This is a genomic window from Nonomuraea mangrovi (assembly GCF_042681425.1).
Classification (GTDB): domain Bacteria; phylum Actinomycetota; class Actinomycetes; order Streptosporangiales; family Streptosporangiaceae; genus Nonomuraea; species Nonomuraea mangrovi.
Window position 1 is genome coordinate 695212 of record NZ_JBHUFV010000033.1, and the last position, 22470, is coordinate 717681.

Sequence of the window (22470 nt, forward strand, 5' to 3'; positions counted from 1 at the left end):
ACCCGCCTTCCCAGCACAGGGCGTGACCCGCCTTCCCAGCACAGGACGTGATCCGCCTTTGCTGCACAGGGCGTGATCCGCCTTCCGCGCGCAAGGGCGTCCCTCAGCCGAGGGACGCCCTTCGGCTTTCACGGCCCCGCCGCAGGCGCATGCCGTACAGGATGGCCAGGGCCAGCAGCGGGGTGGCCAGCCACAGCAGGGTGACGCCGTCGCCGAGCGGGAAGGCCAGCATCGCGCTGACCGCCCACAGGACGCCGATGCCCCAGTTGATCGCGGCCGCGGTGCTCATGCGCGTGGTGCTGGCGCCGACGGCGTACAGGCCCTGCCTCAGGGTGAGCGTGTAGAGCAGGCCCTGGCACAGCATGAGCACCGCTTCGGTGCCGCCGAACATCGCCACCGCGATGGACCTGGCGTCCGTCGGCAGCTCCTCCAGGGCGAACAGACCGGTCGCGTACGGCAGGAAGGCCGAGAACAGCAGCAGCGGGATGTGCACCGCCAGCACCGCCTGCGACACCCGCGCGAGCTGGTCGAACAGTGTGTGGTGGGCACGCCAGTTGAACCACAGCATCAGGAAGGCCAGCGCGAACCCGGCGAAGGCGCCGGCGTGCTCGCTCAGGAAGTGCCCGAGGTCGGCGAGTTGCTCCGGTTCCTCGGGTCGCGGGATCTCCAGAGCGAGCAAGGTGATGGCGATGGCGAAGATCGCGTCGGTGAACACGCCGACGCGTTCCGCGCTCAGCCCGGGGCGCGGCTTGTCGTCACCGGTCATGAACTATCTCCTCTTGAGGGGGGAGGAGATAGTTTGTCAGCCCTCGAGGAACTCCTCGACCGCCGCCGAGAACTCCTTCGGCGCCGCCGAGTGGATCAGGTGCCCCGCGTCGATGGTGACGAGCTTCGCGCCCGGGATCAGCTCGGCGAGCGGCGCGGCGTCGACGTGACTGGAAGGACCGCCCGACAGCACCAGCGTGGGCGCTGTGACGCGTTTCAGCCCCTCCGCCCACGCCGGATCGGGGGAGACGATCTGGCGTTCGGTCTCGACCATCATGGGGGAGTCGTCCTCCAGCGGCGGCCTGTCGATCGGCAGTGGCGCAGGAGGGTCCTCCAGGATCAGGACCGAGACCAGGTCGGGGTGGTTCATGGCCAGGTGGTAGGCCACCGCGCCGCCGAGCGAGTGTCCGATCAGCACCGCCTGCTCCACGCCGAGCGCTCTGAGCAGCGCCACGATGTCCTCGGCCATGTCGGGCAGCGCGTACGTGGCCGGATGCCCGCTCGCGCCGTGGCCACGCAGGTCGGGAGCGACCACGTGGAAGCGCTCGGCGAAGCGGCGGGTGTAGAGGTTCCAGTGGTTGTGGTCGGCGGTACGGCCGTGCAGCAGGACCATCGTGGGCGAGGCGGGATCGCCCTCCTCCCGGTAGGCGAGGTCGATGCCGTTGACGTGTGCGGTGCGAATCACGTCCGTGAGGCTACCGCCCGTTCCACGCGCGCAGGGAGGCGTGCTCCCCGCCCACGTCCTCCATGCGCGGCACGCCGAGAAGCCGCAGGGTGCGCGTGGCCTCCTGGTGCAGGATGCCGAGGGCCCGCCGTACACCTCGCTCGCCGCCGGCCATCAGGCCGTAGAGGTAGGCCCGCCCCACCATCCCCGCCGACGCGCCCAGCGCCCGCGCGGCCACGAGGTCGGCGCCCGAGCAGATGCCGGTGTCGACCATCACCTCGGCCCGCCCGCCGACGGCCGCCACGACGTGGGGCAGGAGTTCGAGCGGGACCGGCGCCCTGTCGAGCTGGCGGCCGCCGTGGTTGGACACGACGACGGCGTCCGCGCCGCGCTCGACCACCGCCACGGCGTCCTCGACGCACTGGACTCCCTTGACGACCAGCTTTCCCGGCCACGTCTCCCTGAGCCATGCGAGGTCCTTCATGGTCACCCCGGGGTCGAACATCCGCCGGGCGAGTTCCTCGGCCGTCCCGTTCCACGACGCCATCGAGGCGAACTCCAGCGGCCTGGTCGTCAGCAGGTTGAACCACCAGGACGGGTGCAGAGACATGTCGGCCAGCGTGCGCGGCGACAGCGAGGGCGGGATCGTCAGGCCGTTGCGCACGTCTCGCATGCGGGCCCCGCCGACGGGCGTGTCCACCGTCAGGATCAGCGTCTCGACGTTCGCCGCGATCGCCCGTTCGACGAGCCGCGCGCTCGCGTCCCTGTCCCGCCACAGATAGAGCTGGAACCATGTGCGAGCGGCGGGGACCGCGCGCACGAGGTCCTCGATCGACGTCGTGCCCATCGTCGACAGTACGTAGGGGACGCCGGCGTCGGCGGCGGCGCGGGCCACGGCGATCTCGCCTTCGTGGTGCATCATCCGGGTGAAGCCGGTCGGTGCGAGGACCAGCGGAAGCGCGCTGCGCCTGCCGAGGACGCCGACCGACGGGTCGACCGTGCCGACGTCCCTGAGGACGCGCGGGTGGAACTCGACGGCGCGGAAGGCGTCCCTCGCGCGGCCGATGCCGATCTCGTCCTCGGCCGCGCCGTCGACGTAGTCGAAGACCGAGCGCGGCACCCGCCGGCGGGCCACGGCCCGCAGGTCCGCGATCGTGTGGGCCTTGGACAGCCGGCGCTCGACCGCGTCGGCGATGAACGGCCTGCCCCGCAGCAGGGGCCGGATCTCGGACCAGCGTGGGAGCCGCCGCGCCGCGCCGCCGCCGGCGCTTGTCATGGGCGCCTCCGCATCGGCCGGGCGCGTCCTCGGGTGGCCCTGGTCGCTACCGGCCTGGGCCTTCGAAAGGGCGGTTGTCACGGGACCTTCGCGTCAGCAGGCAGATCGCGGACAGTCCCGCGAGGGCGAGCAAGGCTTGGATCAGCACGATCCAGGCGATCATGAAGGCTCCCAACCGAGTGACGGATATCTCTTAAGACTGTTTACAGTACGGAGCTCCCACACGGAAGGGATGAATCCACTAATAAACCCCCAAAGCGGGATCTTTACCCTTTTAGGGGTGGTTGTTCACCCCGCGGGATCCGGCCTTAAGGACACCAGAAGGCATCCGTAAGGGCCACAGGGCACGGTGGATCTCGTCGAAAGCGATCCACGACCCCTGAGAGGGCAGCCATGACGCAGACCGCCGAGTACGAGATCATCCGCCGGTTCGCCGCGCACCCCGCGGACGTGTACGCCGCCTGGACCCGCCCGGAGCGCTTCGCCCGCTGGTTCGGCCCGCGCGTCTTCACCACCCCGGCCGACCGGATCGTGCTGGACGTCCGCCCCGGCGGCGCCTGGCGGGCCACGCTGGTCGGCGAAGAGGGCTTCGAGGTGACGCTGCACGGGGTCTACCGGGAGGTCGCCGGTCCTGGACGGCTCGTCTTCACCACCGGCGACCCCGACAACCCCGGCGAGGGGCCCGCCTCAGTGGTCACCCTCACGCTGGAGGAGCACGAGGGCGGCACGGCGATGCGGTTCCACCAGTTCGGGGTCAACACCGACGAGGAGCACGCCGAACAGGCCAAGCAGGGCTGGCTGGAGTTCTTCGACCGGCTGGCCGAGCACCTCGCGGGTCAGGCCACGTCGTCGAAGGTCAGCTCCCGGCCGTGAGCGAAGGCGGCGGCGAACGCCTCCTCGCCCAGCGCGTCCACGGCCCTGCCGGTGATCCGCCGCAGCTCCTCCTCCTCCGAGGGACTGGCAGGCGTACGGTGCGACACCCTGGCCTCGGCGGCCAGACCCAGCAGCCTGGCGCACTCCTCGGGCGCCGACGCGGCGGCCAGACCCTCGACCGTGAACGCCGCCGTCCTGGGGTCGCCGATCCGCCTGGCCGCGGCGAACGCCTCCATGAACAGCTCGCGCGCACCTGCGGCATCGCCGCGCAGCTCGTGCACGAAGCCCAGCTCGGCCAGGGTGGAGGGCAGGAACAGCGGCGGCTCGCCGTCCCTCGGGACGCCGTCCAGCAGGTGCTCGAGGTGCTCCAGCGCCACATCGAGCAGGCCCGCGCGGCGGGCGGCGAAGCCGCACCCCATCCTGGCGAAGATCTGCCCCTCCCTGTAGCCCTGCCCCGTGGCAAGCAGGAGCGCCTCACCGCAGCGCTCCATGGCCGTGGCGTGGTCGCCGGTGTTCATGGCCGACCAGCCCAGCCACGACAGCCGCCGCACCGCCTCGGGCCACAGCCCGAGTTCCTCGGCCATGCGCAGGTCCTCGGTGAACAGCCGGACGACCTGCTCGTTGTCGCCGCGGATCTCGGCCAGGCCGCCGAGCCACTCGGTGGCCTGCAGCAGCCCCCAGCGGTCGCCGAGCTCGCGGAAGAGCCTCTCGCTCTCGCCGCCGTCGCGCTGCAGGGACTCCAGGTCGCGGACGGTGAACGCGTCGCGGGCGTGCCTGCTCAGCGCGGCCGCCTCGCCCCACCGGTCACCGACCTCCCGGAAGGTGGCGAGCGCCTGGTCGACCAGCGGCCGGGCGGACGCCAGATCGGCCAGGCTCAGCGAGACGAACCACTGCGCCATCGCACGGTCGCCGGGATCAGCGATGTCGAGGGCCCGCTCCCAGTCGACCTCGTCGCCGAGCAGCAGCGCGAACCCCGCGTGCCAGGCCCGCGCCCTGGCCAGGTCGGCGGCCACCGATCCGTCAGACGCGCAGGGCCCGGCGCTCGTGTCGGAAGCGGCGGCCCCGTCGGGCTCCGCGCTCACGGCAGGCGCGGCGCTCACGGCAGGCGCGGCGGCCAGAGCGGTCTCCAGGGCACGCAGGCCCTCACCCAGCCTGCCGCGCAGGAACCAGTACCACGCCAGGGCGTTGGCCAACCGCAGCGCTCCGGCCCGCGGGGCAGCGCCGAGGGCGGCCCGCAGGTTCGCGGACTCGGCGTCCAGCAGCCGCAGCCAGCGCGCCTGCTCGGACCCCCGCAGGTACGGCGCGGCGCGGACGGCGAGCTCCACGTAGTAGCCGGCGTGCGCCTGCCGTACCCGCTCGGTCTCGCCCGCGTCGTCCAGCCTGTGCAGGCAGTAGGCGGCCACCGACTCCAGCAGCCGGTAACGGACGCCCGCGGGCCCGTCCACGAGCACCACCAGCGAGCGGTCGACCAGCCGCGCCAGCGTGTCGAGCACGTCGATCCCCGCCTCGGCGCACACTGTCTCCGCCGCGTCCAGCGTGCACCCGTCGGCGTGGACGGCCAGGCGGCGCAGCACGACGCGCTCGGAGTCGGTGAGCAGCGTCCAGCTCCAGTCGATCATCGCCATCAACGTCTGCTGCCGCGCAGGAGCCCCGCGCTGGAAGCCCGCCAGGAGCCGGAACCTGTCATCCAGCCTGGCCACGAGCTCGTGGACGCCGAGCGACCTGACACGGGTTGCGGCCAGCTCGAGCGCAAGCGGAAGGCCGTCGAGCCTCCGGCAGAGCTGCGCGACCGCCTCGGCGTTGCCCGCGTCGAGCGCGAACCCGCGAGCCGACGCGCTCGCCCTGGCCATGAACAGTCGCACGGCGTCGGCCTTGGCCACCGTGAGCAGCTCCGACCCCTCCGGCAGCCGCAGCGGGGGCACGCTCCACAGCACCTCGCCCGCCACATTCAGCGGTTCGCGGCTGGTCACCAGGATCCGCAGCCCCGGCGCGGAACGCAGCAGCGTGTCGGCGAGCAGGGCCGCCTGCTCGATCACGTGCTCGCAGTTGTCGAGCACCAGCAGCATCCGCCTGTCCCGCAGCGCTTCGGCGAGGCGTTCCATGGCGCCCGCCGAGTCCGCCCTGATGTCGAGCGCGGCGAGCACGGCGTCGGCCAGCGACGGCGTGCGCCGGTCGTAGGGCGCCAGCTCGACCAGCCACGCGCCGTCGGGATGCGCTTCCACCAGCCGGCGCGCGGTCTCCACAGCCAGGCTCGTCTTCCCCACGCCTCCCGAACCGGTGAGCGTGACGAGCCTGCCGCCGTCCTCCAGCAGGGCGCGAACCTCGGCCACGGCCTCGTCGCGCCCGATCAGGCCGCCGACCGCGGCGGGCAGGTTGGTCGCGGGGCGCTCCGCCCTGCCGCTCAGCGCGGGGTCCTGTCGCAGGATCCCCTCGTACAGCCGGGCCAGCTCGGGCGAGGGGTCCAGGCCCAGCTCGTCGGCCAGCCGCTCCCTCAACTCGGCGTAGCTGGCCAGCGCCTCGCTCTGCCGTCCCGCTCGGTAGAGCGCCTTCATGTGGACGGCGCGCAACCGCTCCCTGAGCGGGTGCTCGGCCACGAGCGCGGCCAGCTCGACCGGCTCGCCCGCTGCCAGCCGTACCTCCGAGAGCCCCTCGATCGCGGCCAGCCGCGCCTCCTCCAGGCGGGCGATCACCGGGCGGAGGAACTCCGCGTCGGCGAAGTCCGCGTAGGCCGATCCACGCCACAGCTCCAGCGCCTCGGCCGGCTCCGCCTTGTCCACCAACCGTGCGAAGCGGGTGGCGTCCACGCGCTCGGGGTCGACCAGCAGTGCGTAGCCGGGCGCGCGGGAGACCACCAGGTCCCGCCCGCCGGGCTCGGCGTCCTCGAGGGCGCGGCGCAGTTGCGAGACCCGCACCTGCAGGGCCGCCGAGGCGTTGGCGGGCGGTTCGTCGCCCCACAGATCGTCGACGAGCCGGTCGGCGGACACGACCCGCCCCTCGTGGGCGAGCAGGTCGGCGAGCAGGGCGCGCACCTTCAGCCCGGGGATCGGCACGACCTCGCCGGAGTCGGTCCACACCGTCACAGGGCCCAGCACACCAAAGCGCATGGGACCGACCCTAGAGGCACGGCCCCCGCCATGCCGAGGGGCCCATCATGGGCAAAGGTTGCCAATGAACGGCCTCCGCGGCCTGGGTAGCGTCGCGACCGTGGGTGAAAGGGTACTCATCGCGCTCGGCGGCAACGCCATGACGGCCCCCGACGGCAGCGCCTCGCCACGCGACCAGCAGGCCGCGGTCGAGGCGGCGATCCTGCAGGTCAGGGTACTCATCGACGCGGGCCGCGACGTGGTGCTGACCCACGGCAACGGCCCGCAGGTCGGCAACCTGCTGCTGAAGAACCAGCTGGCCGCCTCGGTCGTGCCGCCCGTGCCGCTCGACTGGTGCGGCGCGCAGACCCAGGCCACCATCGGCACGCTCATCATGAACGCGCTCGGCGGCCGGGCCGCCACCGTCGTCACCCGCACCCTGGTCGACGCGCGCGACCCCGCCTTCGAGGACCCGGTCAAGCCGATCGGGCGCTACTTCACCGAGGCGGAGGCGCGCAGGTTCGAGAAGCTCGGGCAGAACTGGCGGCGCTTCGAGCGCGGCTGGCGGCGCGTGGTCGCCTCGCCCGAGCCGCTGGAGATCCTCGACGCGGACGCCGCGACGGCGCTCATCGCCGCCGGGTTCACGGTCGTGGCCGCGGGCGGCGGGGGAGTACCCGTCGTACGGCAGGCCGACGGGTCGTTGGCGGGCGTCGAGGCGGTCGTCGACAAGGACCTCGCGGCGGCTCTGCTCGCGCAGGCCGTCAGGGCGGAGGTTCTGATCATCGCGACCGACGTGCCGAACGCCGTCGTCGGATACGGCGGGCCCGACCCGCGGCCCATCGGCCGGATCTCCGCGGACGAGCTGCGTGTCCTGCACGCCGCCGGGCACTTCGCCGGGGGGAGCATGGGACCGAAGGTGGAAGCGGCTCTGCGCTTCGTCGCAGGCGGGGGCAGGCAGGCCGTGATCACCTCGCTGGAGCACATCGCGAACGACGATGTCGGTACGAGAGTGGAGAGATAGATGCCGGAACCGATCGAAGTGCGCAAGGTCGCCATCGAGAGCGTGACCGACGCCTCAGGGCTGGAGAAGCTCATCGACGACGGGGTCATCGAGGCGCACAGGGTGCTCGCGGTGATCGGCAAGACCGAGGGCAACGGCGGCGTCAACGACTACACCCGCATCCTGGCCGACACGGCCTTCCGCGGGGTGCTGGCCAGGAAGGGGCATCCGGCGCCGGAGAGCGTCCCGCTGGTGTGGTCGGGTGGCACCGACGGCGTGCTCAGCCCGCACGCCACGATCTTCGCCACCACCGCCGACGCCCCCGCCACGGACGAGCCGAGGGTGTCGGTCGGCGTGGCCATGAGCGACGTCATCCTGCCCGAGGACATCGGCCGCCCCGCCATGGTCGAGAAGGTCGCGGCCGGAGTGCGGGAGGCCATGAAGGTCGCCGGCATCGACGACCCGCGCGACGTCCACTACGTGCAGACCAAGACCCCGCTGCTCACGCTGGCCACGATCACCGACGCCAAGAGCCGCGGCAAGGACACCGCCATCGAGGAGACGGGCCCCTCCATGGACCTGTCGAACTCCACCACCGCCCTCGGCATCGCCGTCGCACTCGGTGAGATCGAGATGCCGGCCGCCGACCAGATCCACCGCGACCTGTCCCTCTACAGCAGCGTCGCCTCCTGCTCCAGCGGCGTCGAGCTGGACAGGGCGCAGATCGTCGTCGTCGGCAACGTGCGCGGGATCGGCGGGCGCTACCGCATCGGGCACAGCGTCATGAAGGACGCGCTCGACGCCGACGGCATCTGGGAGGCCATCCGCGACTCCGGCATCCCGCTGCCCGACCGGCCGCATCCCTCCGACCTGGGCGACCGCCTCGTCAACGTCTTCATGAAGTGCGAGGCCGACCCCTCGGGGCGGGTGCGCGGACGCCGCAACATCATGCTCGACGACTCCGACGTGCACTGGCACCGCCAGATCAAGGCCACGGTCGGCGGTGTCGCGGCCTCCGTCACCGGCGACCCGGCCGTGTTCGTCTCCGTCGCCGCCGTGCACCAGGGCCCGTCGGGCGGCGGACCTGTCGCCGCGATCGCCGACCTGTCCTGACCGCGGACTGTCCCGATCGCGGCCCTGACAGGGGCCCGTCCCGGTCACGGCCCTGATGAGGGCCCGGCCCGCATCAGGGCCGGGCCCGCATCAGGGCCCGGCCAGTCCTGATCGTCGGGCCGCCCTGATGCGTGTACGGCCCGGCCGCCGGGTTTCCCCGCGGCCGGACCGGTCAGCGCGCCTCGAGGTGGCCGATGTTGGCCACGTCGGCGGGGTCCGCGCTGGGCGTCCCCGCGAACCACGCGTCGAGGATCTCGATCAGCAGCGGCTCGGAGACCACGCGCAGGCTCAGCGCCAGCACGTTGGCGTCGTTCCACCTGCGTGCGCCGTCGGCGGTGTAGGCGTCGGCGCACAGAGCGGCCCTGACCCCGCGCACCTTGTTGGCCGCGATCGAGGCGCCGGTGCCCGTCCAGCAGCACACCACCGCCTGCTCGGCCCTGCCCTCCGCCACGTCGAGCGCCGCGGCCTCGCTGGCCCATGCCCAGTCGTCGCGCTCGGCGTCGTCGAGCGCGCCGTGCGCGATCACCTCGTGGCCGCGCTCACGCAGCTCCTGCACCACTTTCGCGGCCACTCCGTCGAGGCTGTCGGCCGCCACCGCGATCCGCATGGCTCAGTCCACTTCCGCGCTGCCGTTGACCCTGAGCTTCCGCCGGGCGCGTTCGTAGAAGGTCGTCGTGCCGAGCCGTACCACCCACGCGGCGCCGGAGACGGCGCCGGCGGTCACGCAGTCGCCCGGGGCCAGGTGGCCCATCACCACGCCGTCGACCTCCACGGCCAGAGTGCCGCTCGTGGGCAGCAGCTCCAGGGTGACCTTCTCGTTCGCCGACAACATCACCGCCCTGTTGAACGCCGAGTGCGCCGCCGCCGGGATCACCAGGAAGCCCTCGACCAGGGGCGAGACGATCGGCCCTCCCGCCGAGAAGCTGTAGGCGGTCGAACCCGTCGACGTGGACAGGATGACCGCGTCGGCCGCGTAACGCACGAACGAGTGCCCCTCGACGGCCACCGCGACCGCGGCGATCCCGTCGCCAGGCACCCGCACCAGCGCGATGTCGTTGAAGGCGGTGACCTCGTCGCCGTCCTTCAGCGTCGTCCGCACCGCCATGCGCGGCTCCACGGTGTAGCGGTGCTCGTCGATGGCCGACAGCGCCTCGGGCAGCTCGTCCACGTCGATCTCGGCGAGGAAGCCGAGCTTGCCGAGGTTGACGCCGAGGATCGGGGTCTGCAGCCCCGCGATCAGCCGCATCGTGCGCAGCATCGTGCCGTCGCCGCCCAGGCTGACCAGCAGGTCGGAGCGCTTGCACAGCTCCTCGGGCTCGACCGCGACCGCGCTGCAGTGGATGCGGTCCACCTCCTCCGGCAGCCCGAGCACCGTCACGCCCCGCGAGGTGGCCCACGAGAGAATCGTCTCGATCGCGGTCTGCGAGTCGCGTCGCGGGTGCAGAACCAGACCAACAGTCCCGATCATGCCCATGCGTTTCACTGTACGCGGGCATGCTCAGCCGGCGTCCACCCAGACCACACGTGATACGCCGGTAGTCTCGTGCGTTGTGCCGAGCATTCCGCAGCCCCTGGTCCCAGGTGACGACGGCAGCGCCGACGCCGCCGTCGCCGCCGCGCTGGCCGCCTTCTCGGCTGGTACGGCCGACGCCACCGCCGTCCTGTCGGCGCTGAGCGGCTCCCGACTGCTGGTGCCCGTGGTGGCGCTGCTGACCGAGTCCGAGGTCGGCGCGCACGGGCTCAGGCAGGAGAAGGAGAGCGAGATGGCGCTGCCCAAGCTCGTCGGCAAGGACGGCAGGGAAGCGGTGATCGCCTTCACCGGCGTCGAGGCGCTCACCAGGTGGCGGCCGGACGCCCGGCCCATCCAGGCGACGACGCTGCAGGTCTGCCAGGCGGCCGTCCACGAGAACGCGGCGGCGGTGGTGGTCGACGTCGCGGGGCCCGTGCCGTTCGTGATCGAGGGCGGCGTGCTGGAGGCGATGGCCGCCGTGGAGTCGGGGACGCTCGACAGCATGGGGCCTTCGGTGACCGTGGCCCGTTTCGCGGAGGAGCCCGCTCCCAGGCGCCGTCGCTTTCCCTGGTCGCGCCGCACCTGAGCCGCCCTGCGCCCGCGTGCCGTACGGAAAGGCCTGACAGCGGCCGCCGCCCACGGCCAAGATGGACCAGTGGTGATCTGGGCCGCGCTGGCGGGGTTCGTCGCAGGCGTCCTCGTGCGCTCACTCGCCGCGGGCTTCGCGACCGACCCTCCTGACACCCGCGCCGAGGCGCGGCGAGCCGTCCAAGGCCTGCTCAGGAGGCCGGAGCTCGGTGTCCCTACGATCGAGCTGCCGACGGCGGCGGTGTTCGCGCTGCTCGCCTGGCGGATGGACGCGGCCTACCTGCCCGCGCTCTACTACGCCGCGACGGCCGGCGCCGCGCTCTGCGTGATCGACTGGCGCACCAGCCGCCTGCCCGACGTGATCACCCTGCCCTCCTACCCGATCCTGGCCCTCCTCCTCATCCCCACGGGCCGGTTGCCCGAGGCGCTGCTCGGCGGCCTCGCCCTGTTCGTCCTGTACGGCGTGCTGTGGTTCGTCAGGCCCGCCGCCATGGGTCTGGGAGACGTCAAACTCGCCGGGCTCATCGGCATGATCGCCTGCTCGGTGAGCTGGAACGCGTGGATCGCCGCGGCGCTCGCGGGGCAGGTGCTCGGCGCGCTCTACGCAACCACCCTCCTTGTCACGAAAAAGGCGGATAAATCGACGGAGTTTCCGTTTGGCCCCTTCATGATCGTCGGAGCGCTCTGTCTCGCCTGGTGAGCCATGGCGATCCCACCGCTCCGCACATGGAAGACTTGTCAGCATGTTGCGCTGGTTGACCGCCGGAGAGTCCCACGGCCCCGAACTCGTCGCCATCCTCGAAGGACTGCCCGCGGGGGTGGAGGTGACCACGGCCGCCATCGACGAGGCGCTGCGCCGTCGCCGCCTCGGCTACGGCCGCGGCGCGCGGATGAAGTTCGAGGAGGACAAGGTCTCCATCGTCGGCGGCCTGCGCCACGGTCGCACCCTCGGCAGCCCTGTCGCCATCCGCGTCGGCAACACCGAGTGGCCCAAGTGGGAGAAGGTCATGGCGGCCGACCCTGTCGACCCCGCCGAGCTGGAGGGCCTGGCCCGCAACGCGCCGCGCTCCCGCCCCAGGCCCGGCCACGCCGACCTGGCCGGCATGCAGAAGTACGGCTTCGACGACGCCCGCCCCGTGCTCGACAGGGCCAGCGCCCGCGAGACCGCCGCCAGGGTGGCGCTCGGCGAGGTCGCCAAGCGCTTCCTCAAGCAGGCGCTCGGCGTCGAGATCTTCAGCCACGTCGTGTCGATCGGCGCGGCCCGTTCGCCCGGCAACGTCTTCCCCGTCCCCGGCGACCTCGCGGCCATCGACGCCGACCCCGTGCGCTGCATCGACCCCGAGGGCAGCGCCGCGATGATCGCCGAGATCGACAAGGCCCACAAGGACGGCGACACGCTCGGCGGCGTCGTCGAGGTTCTCGCCTACGGCCTGCCGCCGGGTCTCGGCAGCTACACGCACTGGGACCGCCGCCTCGACGCCCGCCTAGCCGCCGCCCTCATGGGCATCCAGGCCATCAAGGGCGTCGGCGTGGGAGACGGCTTCGAGACCGCCGCGCGTCCCGGCTCCAGGGCCCACGACGAGATCGAGTACACCACCGACGACGGCGTCAAGCGCATCACCAACCGCGCGGGCGGCGTCGAGGGCGGCATGACCAACGGCGAGGTCCTGCGCGTCAGCGCCGCGATGAAGCCGATCTCCACCGTCCCGAGGGCGCTGGCCACGATCGACGTCAAGACCGGCGAGGCCACCAAGGCCCACCACGAGCGTTCCGACGTCTGCGCGGTGCCCGCCGCCGGCATCGTGGCCGAGGCCATGGTGGCGCTGGTGCTGGCCGACGCGGCCCTCGAGAAGTTCGGCGGCGACTCCGTCGAGGAAGTCGCCCGCAACCTGTCCGGCTACCTCTCATCCATGGTGATCAAATGACCAAGGCCGTGCTGATCGGCCCGCCAGGGTCGGGCAAGACCACGCTCGGCCGCCTGCTCGCGCAGCGGCTCGGCGTCGCCTTCCGTGACACCGACACCGACGTCGAGTCGGTCGCGGGCAAGGCCGTGAGCGACATCTTCATCGAGGACGGCGAGGCGCGCTTCCGCGAGCTCGAGCACGAGGCCGTCCGCGTGGCCCTGGCCGAGCACGACGGCGTCCTGGCGCTCGGCGGCGGCGCGATCCTGCACGAGGGCACCCAGGCGCTGCTCGACGGGCACGCCGTCGTCTACCTCGAGGTAGGCCTCGCCGACGCCGTCCAGCGCGTCGGCCTCGGCTCGGCCCGCCCGCTGCTGGTCCTCAACCCGCGCAGCCAGCTGAAGAAGCTCATGGACGAGCGCCGCCCCGTCTACGAGCGGCTCGCCGTGCTGACCGTGGTGACCGACAAGCGCGACCCCGAGGACCTCGTCGAGGAGATCGTGAAGGGGCTGCCGGCATGAGCGCCACCCGCATCACCGTGCGCGGCGACAGCCCCTACGACGTCGTCATCGGCACCGGCGTGCTGGGCGAGCTGCCAGGCCTGCTCGGCGAGGGCGTCCGCACCGTGGCCGTCGTCCACCCTTCGACGCTGCCCGAGATCTCCAGGCCCGTGTGCGGTGCGCTCGAGGAGGCGGGCTACGACGTGATCCCGCTGCCGGTCCCCGACGGCGAGGCGGCCAAGTCCGTCGAGGTCGCCGCCCAGCTCTGGTCGGCTTTCGGCCGGTACGGCATCAGCCGCTCCGACGCCGTCGTCGGCGTGGGCGGCGGCGCCACCACCGACCTGGCGGGTTTCGTCGCCGCCACCTGGCTGCGCGGCGTCAAGGTCGTCATGGTCCCCACCACGCTGCTGGCCATGGTCGACGCGGCGGTCGGCGGCAAGAACGGCATCGACACCCCCGAGGGCAAGAACCTCGTCGGCACCTTCCTGCCGCCCGCGGGCGTGCTCTGCGACCTGGCCACGCTGCCGTCCATGCCGCGCGACGACTACGTCGCAGGCCTCGCGGAGATCATCAAGGGCGGTTTCATCGCCGACCCGACCATCCTCATGCTGGTCGAGGACGACCCCGAGGGCGCCACCAGGCCAGAGGGTGAGCACACCCGCCAGCTGATCGAGCGCAAGATCCAGGTCAAGGCCGACGTCGTCGGCGCCGACCTGCGCGAGGCGGGCCTGCGCGAGATCCTCAACTACGGCCACACCCTCGCCCACGCCATCGAGCGTGCCGAGCACTACCAGATCCGCCACGGCGAGGCCGTCGCCATCGGCATGGTCTACGCCGCCGAGCTGTCCCGCCTGGCGGGCAGGGCCGACCTGGTCGAACGGACCCGCTCCATCCTCACCTCGGTGGGCCTGCCCACCGCCTACCGCAAGGACGCGTGGCCTGAGCTGCGCGACCACATGCGGCTCGACAAGAAGAACCGCGGCGCCAAGCAACGCTTCGTCGTCCTCGACGGCCTGGCCAAGCCGGGCCGGTTGGAAGACCCCGCCGAGGAGCTGCTGGAGGCCGCCTACCGCGAGGTGGCGCGATGATCTACGTGCTCAACGGCCCCAACCTGTCGCGCCTCGGCACCCGGGAGCCCGACGTCTACGGCGCGGAGACCTTCGAGGACCTGCGCACCCTCTGCGTCGCCACCGGGCGCGAGCTCGGCCTCCACGTCGAGGTCCGGCAGACCGACGACGAGGCCGAACTCGTCGGCTGGATCCACGAGGCGGCCGACGGCAAGATCCCCGTCGTGCTCAACCCCGCGGCGTTCACCCACTACTCCTACGCGCTGCGCGACGCCCTCGCCCAGCGCACCGCGCCACTGATCGAGGTGCACATCTCCAACCCGGCCGCGCGCGAGGAGTTCAGGCACACCTCCGTCGTGGCCGCCGTCGCCACCGGTACCATCGCCGGGTTCGGACTCCAGTCCTACGTCCTTGCGCTGAGGGCGATGGCGGACCTGATCAACGAGTAGGGCCCCCACGATGACGCGGTACCGCTCCTACGTCGCGCTCGGCGACAGCTTCACCGAAGGGCTCAACGACCCCGGCCCCGACGGCCGCTTCCGCGGCTGGGCCGACCGGGTCGCCGAACGCCTGGCACAGCTCGAGCCCGACTTCCACTACGCGAACCTCGCCGTGCGCGGCAAGCTCATCGACCAGATCGTCGCCGAGCAGGTCCCGGTGGCCGTGGCGATGAAGCCCGACCTGGTCAGCTTCTGCGCCGGCGGCAACGACCTGCTCAGGCCGGGCAGCGACCCCGACAGGATGGCCAAGAAGCTCGCCGCCGCCGTCGCCGAGCTGCGCGCGACCGGCGCCGAGGTGCTGCTGTTCACCGGCGTCGACCCGCGCGACACGCCGCTCATGCGGCGCGTGCGCGGCAAGTTCGCCGTCTTCTACCTGCACCTGCGCTCCATCGCCGACCTGTACGGCTGCCGCGTCGTCGACCAGTGGTCGATGCAGGCGATCCGCGACTGGCGGGCATGGAGCGACGACCGGCTCCACCTGAACGAGGACGGGCATCGGCTGGTCGCCGCCAGGGTGCTCGACGTGCTCGACGTGCCGTGCGACGACTCGTGGCACAAGGACTGGCCGGCCCGCGTCGTCGACCCCAGGGTCAAGCGGCGCGAGGACGCCCGCTGGGTGCGCGAGTTCCTGGTGCCCTGGGTCAACCGCCGCCTGCGCGGCACCTCCTCCGGCGACGGCCTCGACCCCAAACGCCCCGACCTGAGGCGCTGGAACCTCCACTAGCACCTGCCGGTCGGGCGGCGCCCAGCTCATCGCCGACGAGATCGCACACCGCGATCCACCCGGCGACGCCCTGGCCGGACACCGCCCCGCGCATCCCGCCCGACTCACGGCCTCCGGAGTGCTGGCCTGCCCGGTGTGCTGGCCTGCCCGGTGTGCTGGCCTGCCCGGTGTGCTGGCCTGTCCGGTGTGCTGGCCTGTCCGGTGTGCTGGCCTGTCCGGCCCGCCGCCCGCATGGCGGTCGCTCATGCCCTGGTGCTTCCCGGCTGCGGGCGAGACCCGGATGGCCGCAACGGCGGGTGACTGAGCGCCTCACCGCAGCCGAGCACCACGGTCAGCGTCTCGCCGACGATCAGGCCGCACGGGTCGCGGACGGCCGGTTCTTCTCGCACAGGGTGAGGCTCGCCGGCTCGAGCTCGTCTCGGCGTGATCTCGCCGGATCGGACCTCCTTCGCCGGCCGGGAGAGCCCCTCCGCTAGATCCGATCTAGCGATGATCTAGCGCCTCCTTCATGAAAGGAGGTGCGGGATGAAGGCTTCGGGCCCGCTGCGGATGGCGGTGATCATCGGCAGCACGCGCGAGGGCAGGGTCGGTGACAGCATCGGCCGCTGGTTCGCCTCCCGTGCCGGGCTCCGCGACGACCTCGACGTCTCCGTCCTCGACCTGGCCCACTACACCTTTCCGCCGGCCTTCCCCTCCGTGGCCACACCCGCCATGCGGGCGTTCGCGGCCTCGGTGTCGGCGGCGGAGGCCTTCGTCGTGGTCACCCCCGAGTACAACCGCAGCTTCCCCGCCTCCCTCAAGCAGGCGATCGACTTCGCCTACGACGAGTGGCAGGCCAAACCGGTCGGGTTCGTCTCCTACGGGTCCGGATCGTGCGGCCTTTACGCCATCGAGCACCTGCGAACCGTGTTCATCGGCCTGCATGCCGTCACCGTGCGTGACGGTGTCGGGGTCGACCTGCTCGACGGCGGTGTGGGCGAGGACGGCAGGCCGTACGACACCGACCAACGCGAGCAGGCGGTCACCACGATGCTCGACCAGCTCCTGTGGTGGGGGCTCGCGCTGCGCGCCGCCCGCGCCGCCCGGCCCTTCGCCTCCTGAAGAACCTCCTGAAGAACTCCATACAGAAAGCGACGTCACCATGACAGAACTAGCCATCGAAACATCAGGCCTGGTCAAGTCGTTCGGCGACAACCGCGCCGTCGACGGGCTCGACCTGAGCGTCCCCGCCGGCATCGTGTACGGCGTGCTCGGCCCCAACGGAGCCGGAAAGACCACCGCCGTCCGCATGCTCGCCACACTCCTGCGTCCCGACGGCGGCCAGGCCAGGGTCTTCGGCCACGATGTCAGGCGCGAGGCCGATGCCGTACGCGCCAGAGTGAGCCTGACCGGGCAGTACGCCTCGGTGGACGAGGATCTGAGCGGCATGGAGAACCTCGTCCTGCTCGCCCGGCTGCTCGGCCACCGCAAGCCCGCCGCGCGCGACAGGGCACGGGAACTGCTGGAGGCGTTCGGCCTCACCGAGGCGGCCGACCGCCTGGTCAAGAACTACTCGGGCGGCATGCGCCGCAGGCTCGACATCGCCGCCAGCATCCTCAACACTCCCGACCTGCTCTTCCTCGACGAACCGACCACCGGGCTCGACCCGCGCAGCCGTAACCAGGTCTGGGACATCATCCGCATCGTCGTCGCCCACGGCACCACCGTGCTCCTGACCACCCAGTACCTCGAAGAGGCCGACAGACTGGCCGGCCGCATCGCGGTCATCGACCACGGCAAGGTCATCGCCGAGGGCACGCCAGGCCGGCTGAAGTCGTCCATCGGCGCGGGCGCGGTCCACGTGCGGCTGCGCGACGCCGCCCAGCGTCCCGAGGCCGAACGGCTGCTGTCCGCCGCGCTCGGCACGCACGTCTACCTCGAAGCCGACCCGGTCGCGCTGACGGCCCGCGTCGCAGGCGCCGACAACGGGGAGCGCGTCGCCGCCGAGCAGGCCTCGCTCGCCCTGGCGGAGCTGGCCCGCGCCGGCATCGTCGTCGACGACTTCTCCCTCGGCCAGCCCAGCCTGGACGAGGTCTTCCTCGCCCTCACCGACCGTCCCGCCTCCGAGAAGGAGATCGCAGCATGAGCACCGACACCTCCACCGCCTACGTTCCCGTGGCCGAGACGCTCGGCACCGTGCTCGCTCCGTCCGCCCGGCCGCAACGCCCGAGTGCGCTGTCGTCGTCCATGACGTTCGGCTGGCGGGCGATGTTGAAGATCAAGCACGTGCCCGAGCAGCTCTTCGACGTCACCGCGTTCCCGATCATGATGACGCTGATGTTCACGTTCCTGTTCGGCGGTGCCCTCGCGGGCTCGCCGGGGCAGTACCTTCAGTTCGTCTTGCCCGGCATCATGGTGCAGAGCGTCGTGATGATCACGATGTACACCGGCGTCGAGGTCAACAAGGACATCGAACGAGGCGTGTTCGACCGCTTCAGGACCCTGCCCATGTGGCGGCCCGCGCCCATGGTCGGCTACCTGCTGGGCGACATGCTCCGCTACGTGACGGCCTCGACCGTCATCCTCATCGTCGGCCTGATCCTCGGCTTCCGCCCTGGCGGCGGCATCGCGGGCGCCGTGGCGGGAATCGCGGTGCTGGTCGGCTTCTCGTTCGCGTTCTCATGGCTCTGGACGATGCTCGGCCTGCTCCTGCGCAGCGAGAAGTCGGTGATGGGGTGGAGCATGATGGTGCTGTTCCCGCTCACGTTCCTCAGCAACGTCTTCGTCAACCCCGACACGATGCCGGGCTGGCTACAGGTGTTCGTGGTCCACATCAACCCGATCAGCCACCTGGTCGCCGCCGTCCGCTCCCTGATGGGCGGGAACGCCGACTTCGGCGAGCTGGGCTGGGTGCTGGCGGCGAGCCTCGTCCTCGTCGCGGTGTTCGGCGCCCTGACCATGCGCCTGTACAACCGCAAGTAGTGACACACCGTCGTACCAGCTGAAACATCGATAACGATCATTCTGAGGACACAGCGGCGGGCGCGAAGAAGGCATCCACGGCCTTTCGCGCCCGCTCCGCTGCGTCGGCGCTGAAGCGGGGGCGAATCCTGTGCGTGAACCTTGCGGCAAGCTCAAGTCGGGCAGTCACGAGCGCCCGTCGATGGTTCGCGCCCTGGTTCATCGTCGGCGGCGTCATGATCGCACTGGTCGTGGATGCCCCGCTGTGGATCCGCTTCGCCGGAGGCGGTGGTCACAAGCGCCACGTGAGGTCGGAGTCGGGGTCGTAGCGGCAGGTGGTGCCCGTCGAGACGGTGGCGCGCAGGTGCGCGGCCAGCTCGGGGTGGAGGGTGTCGAGCTTCCTCAGCACGTCGCGGATCCTCGCGGTGACCGTCTTGCGTGCTCGTTCCGCCTCGTCGCCGAGTCTGCGCGCCCGCCCTCCGAGCCCCGCGGCGGCTCTCAGCTCGGCCAGCAGCGCCTCGCGCTCCCTGTCGAGCGCCGCCGCCCGCGAGTCGTCGCCCAGCTCCAGCGCGCGGTCGGTCTCCTCGTCGAGCCTGGCCAGGTGGTGGCGGTACCGCGCCTTGGCCTCCTCGTCGAGGACCGCGTCGCCGCCCAGTCGGCGCGCGGCGACCACCACCTCGCCGCCCTCGGGAGCCAGGAGCTGTACGGCGGGCAGATCCGTGCCGGGCCGGCTCAGCAGGTGGTGAAGGTCCCGCAGCCCTTTGGCGTCGGGAACGTGAGCGGTGCGGCCACCGAACGTCAGGGACCACACCGACCCCTGCCTGGTGAACTCGCGGCCGGCGTCCGCCACCCCGACCTCCGCGAACGCCTCCCGCCCGTCCGTCACCCCCCACGAGCTCGCCGTCCCGCGAGACGATCCGTCGACACCCGGAGGCCCAGGGGAGTGCTCTCCGAGGGACTGTCCGCCGCCCGGCTCCCGTAGGCCCCCCATGTCCGACCAGGGGATCCGCTCTCCGTCTTCCTGTGATGCTCGACTCCCGCGCGCCTCCTGAGCGCGACGCCGGCTCGCCGCCGTCCGACTCCCGGCAGACCCGGCCGGGTCGCCGTCCACCGGCCCTTCGCCATGAGCGCCGGTCCTGACGTCGTCGGGCATGCCGGCCTCACGCACACCCGGCCCGACGAACGGGGCGTGATCGGATCGGTGAGCCGGCCCGCTCCTCTGCTCGGTGTGCGGCGCGCGATCGGGGCGCCGGGCCTGGCGCTCGTCCGATGACGTGGGCTCGTCGTTCGCGCGCCGTTCCACGCCTTCGGCCGGTACGGCGGCGCGGCCACGAGGGGCCTGCCGTACTCGGTCAAGGCGGTCGGGCATGTGGCGCATGTCCAGCGTGGCCGCCTCGGCGGCCAGGTCGTCCAGCAAGCGCTCGGCGGTCCGCGCGTCGCCCGGGTGGGCGCGGGCGAGCAGCGCGGCGGCCAGGTGCAGGCGGGCCTCCACCGACCACAGCCGCGCGTGCAGCCGGTCGGCCGAGCTCTTGGCGGCGGTGAAGGCCTCGATCGCCGCGTCCCAGCGTTCCTCGGCCGCCTCCACGAGGCCCTGCCAGAGGATCATGGGGCCGCTGACGTCCCAGCCGTAGAGGGAGACGGCCCACTCGTCCAGGTGGGGTGCCAGGAGCTCCCTCGCTCTCGCGCACAGCTCGGGGTCTCGGGAGGCCGCCGCCACCTCGGCCAGGTAGCGCAACCACAGCGGCCGGATCGACTCGTCGGAGGGCGCGTCGCCGATTCGCGGCAGCGCGGGCTCGGCCCGCCCACGCCGCAGGTCGGTCAGCGCCTCGAGCATGGCCGCGTAGGGGTGACGGCCGGCGCGGAGCCGTTCGTGCACGGAGCGCAGCTCCTCGAAGCGCCCCTGTGCCAGCAGCACCGCCCAGCGATGGTGGTCGACCATGTAGCCGAAAGGGGTGTGATCGTGGCCGCCGGCGACCTCGATGACCTCGTCCAGGAGCGACTCCGCCGTGGCGAAGTCGCCGGACAGGAGCTCGATGATGCTCAGGTCGATCAACGTGGACAGGCCGACGTGGGCGTGGTCGCTGCGCCTGCCCATCGTGATGTAGTGGTGGAACTGGTCGAGGAATCGGGGATCGCCGAGCTCCAGCAACGCCACCCAGTGGAGTGAGGTGGTGAAGTGTTCCATCTCGGCGTCGTTGCCGCGGCGGGCCAGCGCGCGCAGCTCCTCGGTCAGCTCCACCCGCTGCTTGGCGGTGCCCGGCCCCCAGATCGTGTCGTGGAGCGCCCACAGGCCGAACGTCAGCGCCTCGTCGTCGTCGCTGTTGCGCGCGACGAAGCTGATGCGCACCGCGAGGTCCTGCGCGAGCCGGTCGGCGGAGGGCCGGTCGCTGCCGCCCGCGTCGGGGACGAACCTTCGGTGCGCGTCGCGGAGCAGCTCCAGGCTGGTGGCGGTGTCCTCGTTGCGGCAGGTGCCGTAGTAGGTGAGCGCCGCGCGGGCCAGCAGCGCGGGGTCGTCCAGCCTGCGGGCGGCGGTGATGGCCCGGTCGAAGACCCGCGCGGACTCCTCGCTCTCGCCGCCGCGGTGCAGCTCCCGGCCGAACGCCAGACCGACCTTGATCAACGACTCGGGCGGTCCCTTCTCGGCCAGCTCCATCGCCCTGCGCCAGTGGGTCAGCGACTCCTCCATGGCCAGCCGGTGCAGCGCCTGCTTGGCCGCCGACACCAGCAGCTCGCAGGCGAGGACGGGATCGAGGGCGTCGCCCGCGAGGTAGGCGTGGCGCGCCAGATCCCCCGGCAGGGCCTCCGGCACGGCCCGCAGCGCGTGGACGGTCGCGACGTGCCTGGCGCGCAGGTCCGCCTCGTCGAGCGAGTCGTAGAGCGTCTCCCTGACCAGGTCGTGGGCGAAGGCGAACACGCCGCCGCCGTGGGGGACGACCAACCTGGCGGCGGCGGCCTGGGCCAGCAGCCTGTCGACATGGGCGGCAGGGGACGCGGCGACGGCCGCGAGCACCTGCCGATGGAACTCCCTGCCGAGCACCGCGGCGTCGGTCAGCAGGGTGACCACGCTGGAGGGCAGCAGCGACAGCCGCCGCCGCAGTGTGTCGCGCACACTCGGCGGGATGGCCGCCATCGAGCCGTTGCTGCGCCACAGCCGGGCGGTCTGCTCGACGAAGAAGGGGTTGCCTCCGGTGCGCAGGTGGATCTCCTCCACCACGTCGTCACCGGGCTCGTGGCCTATGGTGCGGGCGATGAGCGCGGCCACCTGCGCCCTGTCGAGCCCGGTGAGCGTGATCATCGTGGCGCGCGCCGACAGCGAGGTCAGCTGCGGGCGCAGCGGATGCTCGACCTGCTCGACCTCCACGTCGCGGTAGGTGCCGAGCAGCAGCAGCCGCTCGAACCAGGTGTGCTGCGCCGCGAACTCCAGCAGCCGCAGCGAAGCCCCGTCGGCCCAGTGGAGGTCGTCGAGCACCACCACGACGGGGCGCGTCTGTGACAGCGTGACCAGAGCGGTGGTGACGGCGTCGTAGACCTGGAAGGCGTCGCCCGCCTCTCCTGTGGCGCCGTCGCCGAGCAGCGCGGCCAGACTCCCGCCCGCGGCCTCCTCGATGACCGGCCACTCGCCGGTACGGCGCAGCGCGCGGATGACCTGCACCCACGGCCAGTAGCCTGGCGCGGCCTCGGAATCCCAGCAGGACCCGCTCAGCACCACCGCGCCCGCACGCCTGGCCTGCTCGGCCGCGCTGGTCACCAGCGTGGTCTTGCCGATGCCCGCCTCGCCCGTCACCAGCACCAGGCCGCCGTGGCTGGCGGTCACCCTGCCGATCTCGGCACGCAGCAGCTCGGCAGGGTGATCCCTGCCGATGAGCGCCTGGCCGTCGTGAGTTCGCATCGTGCTCAGAAGGTAGCGGTTGGTGCCGACAAAATCCGTGCCCGACCTCAGGGTACGACGGGCAGGTAGGCGAGAGA

Annotated in this window: 21 protein-coding genes; 13 read left to right on the top strand and 8 right to left on the bottom strand. The window is 72.0% G+C overall.

All coding sequences use genetic code 11. The annotated features are described in order from the left end of the window. Positions 1-103 precede the first annotated feature (103 nt). The 3 genes from ACFSKW_RS21630 to ACFSKW_RS21640 are packed head-to-tail and all read right to left on the bottom strand — an operon-like array spanning position 104 to position 2705. Positions 104-766: a TMEM175 family protein gene (locus tag ACFSKW_RS21630; RefSeq protein ID WP_379574114.1), complete on the bottom strand. Its 663-nt coding sequence runs from the start codon at positions 764-766 to the stop codon at positions 104-106. A gap of 36 nt (positions 767-802) precedes the next feature. Next, positions 803-1450 carry an alpha/beta fold hydrolase gene (locus ACFSKW_RS21635; RefSeq protein ID WP_379574115.1) on the bottom strand — a complete coding sequence of 216 codons (648 nt, stop codon included), beginning with the start codon at positions 1448-1450 and terminating at the stop codon, positions 803-805. Between the two features lie 10 nt (positions 1451-1460). After that, the gene (locus ACFSKW_RS21640; protein WP_379574116.1) at positions 1461-2705 is read right to left on the bottom strand and encodes an alpha-hydroxy acid oxidase; all 1245 of its coding nucleotides are present in this window, start codon (positions 2703-2705) and stop codon (positions 1461-1463) included. Positions 2706-3098: 393 nt separating this feature from the next. Here ACFSKW_RS21640 and ACFSKW_RS21645 point away from each other — a divergent pair, with 393 nt between their 5' ends. Continuing rightward, positions 3099-3578 (top strand): SRPBCC family protein, encoded by a 480-nt coding sequence (locus ACFSKW_RS21645; protein ID WP_379574117.1) that lies wholly within the window; start codon positions 3099-3101, stop codon positions 3576-3578. On the opposite strand, the gene ACFSKW_RS21650 is transcribed toward ACFSKW_RS21645, so the two are convergent. Then, entirely contained in the window at positions 3542-6682 is a 3141-nt protein-coding gene (locus ACFSKW_RS21650; RefSeq protein ID WP_379574118.1) for an AfsR/SARP family transcriptional regulator, read from the bottom strand. The two genes, ACFSKW_RS21645 and ACFSKW_RS21650, sit on opposite strands and share 37 nt — an antisense overlap. Positions 6683-6782: 100 nt before the next feature. On the opposite strand from ACFSKW_RS21650, the gene ACFSKW_RS21655 reads away from it, so the two are divergent. Further along, positions 6783-7682 (top strand): carbamate kinase, encoded by a 900-nt coding sequence (locus ACFSKW_RS21655; RefSeq protein ID WP_379574119.1) that lies wholly within the window; start codon positions 6783-6785, stop codon positions 7680-7682. After that, the gene (gene bar / locus ACFSKW_RS21660) at positions 7683-8774 is read left to right on the top strand and encodes a barbiturase (protein ID WP_379574120.1); all 1092 of its coding nucleotides are present in this window, start codon (positions 7683-7685) and stop codon (positions 8772-8774) included. It abuts the gene before it with no gap. Positions 8775-8946: 172 nt separating this feature from the next. Here bar and ACFSKW_RS21665 read toward each other — a convergent pair whose 3' ends face one another. After that, entirely contained in the window at positions 8947-9381 is a 435-nt protein-coding gene (locus ACFSKW_RS21665) for an RpiB/LacA/LacB family sugar-phosphate isomerase (RefSeq protein WP_379574121.1), read from the bottom strand. Between the two features lie 3 nt (positions 9382-9384). Beyond that, a complete protein-coding gene (locus tag ACFSKW_RS21670) occupies positions 9385-10248 on the bottom strand; it encodes an NAD(+)/NADH kinase (RefSeq protein ID WP_379574122.1) in 864 nt (287 codons plus the stop codon). Positions 10249-10324: 76 nt separating this feature from the next. Between ACFSKW_RS21670 and ACFSKW_RS21675 the strand changes: the two genes are divergently transcribed. The 7 genes from ACFSKW_RS21675 (at position 10325) to ACFSKW_RS21705 (ending at position 15564) form a co-directional block, all read left to right on the top strand. After that, positions 10325-10870, top strand: coding sequence for an SseB family protein (locus tag ACFSKW_RS21675; RefSeq protein WP_379574123.1), 546 nt, complete (start codon positions 10325-10327; stop codon positions 10868-10870). A gap of 69 nt (positions 10871-10939) precedes the next feature. Then, positions 10940-11572: a prepilin peptidase gene (locus tag ACFSKW_RS21680; protein WP_379574124.1), complete on the top strand. Its 633-nt coding sequence runs from the start codon at positions 10940-10942 to the stop codon at positions 11570-11572. A 43-nt stretch (positions 11573-11615) separates the two neighbouring features. Next, positions 11616-12797: a chorismate synthase gene (aroC, locus tag ACFSKW_RS21685; RefSeq protein WP_379574125.1), complete on the top strand. Its 1182-nt coding sequence runs from the start codon at positions 11616-11618 to the stop codon at positions 12795-12797. Next, on the top strand, positions 12794-13294 hold the full coding sequence (locus ACFSKW_RS21690) for a shikimate kinase (RefSeq protein ID WP_379574127.1): 501 nt from the start codon (positions 12794-12796) through the stop codon (positions 13292-13294). Before aroC ends, ACFSKW_RS21690 begins: the two co-directional genes overlap by 4 nt. Further along, positions 13291-14361 carry a 3-dehydroquinate synthase gene (gene aroB, locus ACFSKW_RS21695; RefSeq protein WP_379574128.1) on the top strand — a complete coding sequence of 357 codons (1071 nt, stop codon included), beginning with the start codon at positions 13291-13293 and terminating at the stop codon, positions 14359-14361. The genes ACFSKW_RS21690 and aroB overlap by 4 nt, the downstream gene beginning before the upstream one ends. Further along, complete coding sequence (gene aroQ / locus ACFSKW_RS21700; RefSeq protein WP_379574130.1) at positions 14358-14789, top strand: type II 3-dehydroquinate dehydratase; 432 nt, start codon at positions 14358-14360, stop codon at positions 14787-14789. Before aroB ends, aroQ begins: the two co-directional genes overlap by 4 nt. Before the next feature lie 10 nt (positions 14790-14799). Then, positions 14800-15564 (top strand): SGNH/GDSL hydrolase family protein, encoded by a 765-nt coding sequence (locus ACFSKW_RS21705; RefSeq protein ID WP_379574131.1) that lies wholly within the window; start codon positions 14800-14802, stop codon positions 15562-15564. 242 nt (positions 15565-15806) lie between these two features. Here ACFSKW_RS21705 and ACFSKW_RS21710 read toward each other — a convergent pair whose 3' ends face one another. After that, positions 15807-15953 (bottom strand): hypothetical protein, encoded by a 147-nt coding sequence (locus tag ACFSKW_RS21710; RefSeq protein WP_379574132.1) that lies wholly within the window; start codon positions 15951-15953, stop codon positions 15807-15809. A 136-nt stretch (positions 15954-16089) separates the two neighbouring features. Here ACFSKW_RS21710 and ACFSKW_RS21715 point away from each other — a divergent pair, with 136 nt between their 5' ends. Genes ACFSKW_RS21715 through ACFSKW_RS21725 form a run of 3 tightly spaced genes read left to right on the top strand, consistent with a single transcriptional unit; the run spans position 16090 to position 18525 of the window. Next, positions 16090-16665: an NADPH-dependent FMN reductase gene (locus ACFSKW_RS21715; RefSeq protein WP_379574133.1), complete on the top strand. Its 576-nt coding sequence runs from the start codon at positions 16090-16092 to the stop codon at positions 16663-16665. A 40-nt stretch (positions 16666-16705) separates the two neighbouring features. Next, positions 16706-17689 (top strand): ATP-binding cassette domain-containing protein, encoded by a 984-nt coding sequence (locus ACFSKW_RS21720; protein ID WP_379574134.1) that lies wholly within the window; start codon positions 16706-16708, stop codon positions 17687-17689. Then, the gene (locus ACFSKW_RS21725; protein ID WP_379574135.1) at positions 17686-18525 is read left to right on the top strand and encodes an ABC transporter permease; all 840 of its coding nucleotides are present in this window, start codon (positions 17686-17688) and stop codon (positions 18523-18525) included. The genes ACFSKW_RS21720 and ACFSKW_RS21725 overlap by 4 nt, the downstream gene beginning before the upstream one ends. Before the next feature lie 271 nt (positions 18526-18796). Here ACFSKW_RS21725 and ACFSKW_RS21730 read toward each other — a convergent pair whose 3' ends face one another. After that, a complete protein-coding gene (locus tag ACFSKW_RS21730) occupies positions 18797-22393 on the bottom strand; it encodes an AAA family ATPase (RefSeq protein ID WP_379574136.1) in 3597 nt (1198 codons plus the stop codon). Positions 22394-22470 lie beyond the last annotated feature (77 nt).

Excerpts from the sequence above, each read along its gene's own strand:
- ACFSKW_RS21665 (WP_379574121.1), bottom strand. The coding sequence starts at position 9,381 with ATGCGGATCGCGGTGGCGGCCGACAGCCTCGACGGAGTGGCCGCGAAA.
- ACFSKW_RS21720 (WP_379574134.1), top strand. The coding sequence starts at position 16,706 with ATGACAGAACTAGCCATCGAAACATCAGGCCTGGTCAAGTCGTTCGGC.
- ACFSKW_RS21640 (WP_379574116.1), bottom strand. The coding sequence starts at position 2,705 with ATGACAAGCGCCGGCGGCGGCGCGGCGCGGCGGCTCCCACGCTGGTCC.
- aroQ (WP_379574130.1), top strand. The coding sequence starts at position 14,358 with ATGATCTACGTGCTCAACGGCCCCAACCTGTCGCGCCTCGGCACCCGG.
- ACFSKW_RS21630 (WP_379574114.1), bottom strand. The coding sequence starts at position 766 with ATGACCGGTGACGACAAGCCGCGCCCCGGGCTGAGCGCGGAACGCGTC.
- bar (WP_379574120.1), top strand. The coding sequence starts at position 7,683 with ATGCCGGAACCGATCGAAGTGCGCAAGGTCGCCATCGAGAGCGTGACC.
- aroB (WP_379574128.1), top strand. The coding sequence starts at position 13,291 with ATGAGCGCCACCCGCATCACCGTGCGCGGCGACAGCCCCTACGACGTC.
- ACFSKW_RS21645 (WP_379574117.1), top strand. The coding sequence starts at position 3,099 with ATGACGCAGACCGCCGAGTACGAGATCATCCGCCGGTTCGCCGCGCAC.
- ACFSKW_RS21705 (WP_379574131.1), top strand. The coding sequence starts at position 14,800 with ATGACGCGGTACCGCTCCTACGTCGCGCTCGGCGACAGCTTCACCGAA.
- ACFSKW_RS21670 (WP_379574122.1), bottom strand. The coding sequence starts at position 10,248 with ATGGGCATGATCGGGACTGTTGGTCTGGTTCTGCACCCGCGACGCGAC.
- ACFSKW_RS21730 (WP_379574136.1), bottom strand. The coding sequence starts at position 22,393 with ATGCGAACTCACGACGGCCAGGCGCTCATCGGCAGGGATCACCCTGCC.
- ACFSKW_RS21650 (WP_379574118.1), bottom strand. The coding sequence starts at position 6,682 with ATGCGCTTTGGTGTGCTGGGCCCTGTGACGGTGTGGACCGACTCCGGC.
- ACFSKW_RS21725 (WP_379574135.1), top strand. The coding sequence starts at position 17,686 with ATGAGCACCGACACCTCCACCGCCTACGTTCCCGTGGCCGAGACGCTC.
- ACFSKW_RS21690 (WP_379574127.1), top strand. The coding sequence starts at position 12,794 with ATGACCAAGGCCGTGCTGATCGGCCCGCCAGGGTCGGGCAAGACCACG.
- ACFSKW_RS21715 (WP_379574133.1), top strand. The coding sequence starts at position 16,090 with ATGAAGGCTTCGGGCCCGCTGCGGATGGCGGTGATCATCGGCAGCACG.
- aroC (WP_379574125.1), top strand. The coding sequence starts at position 11,616 with ATGTTGCGCTGGTTGACCGCCGGAGAGTCCCACGGCCCCGAACTCGTC.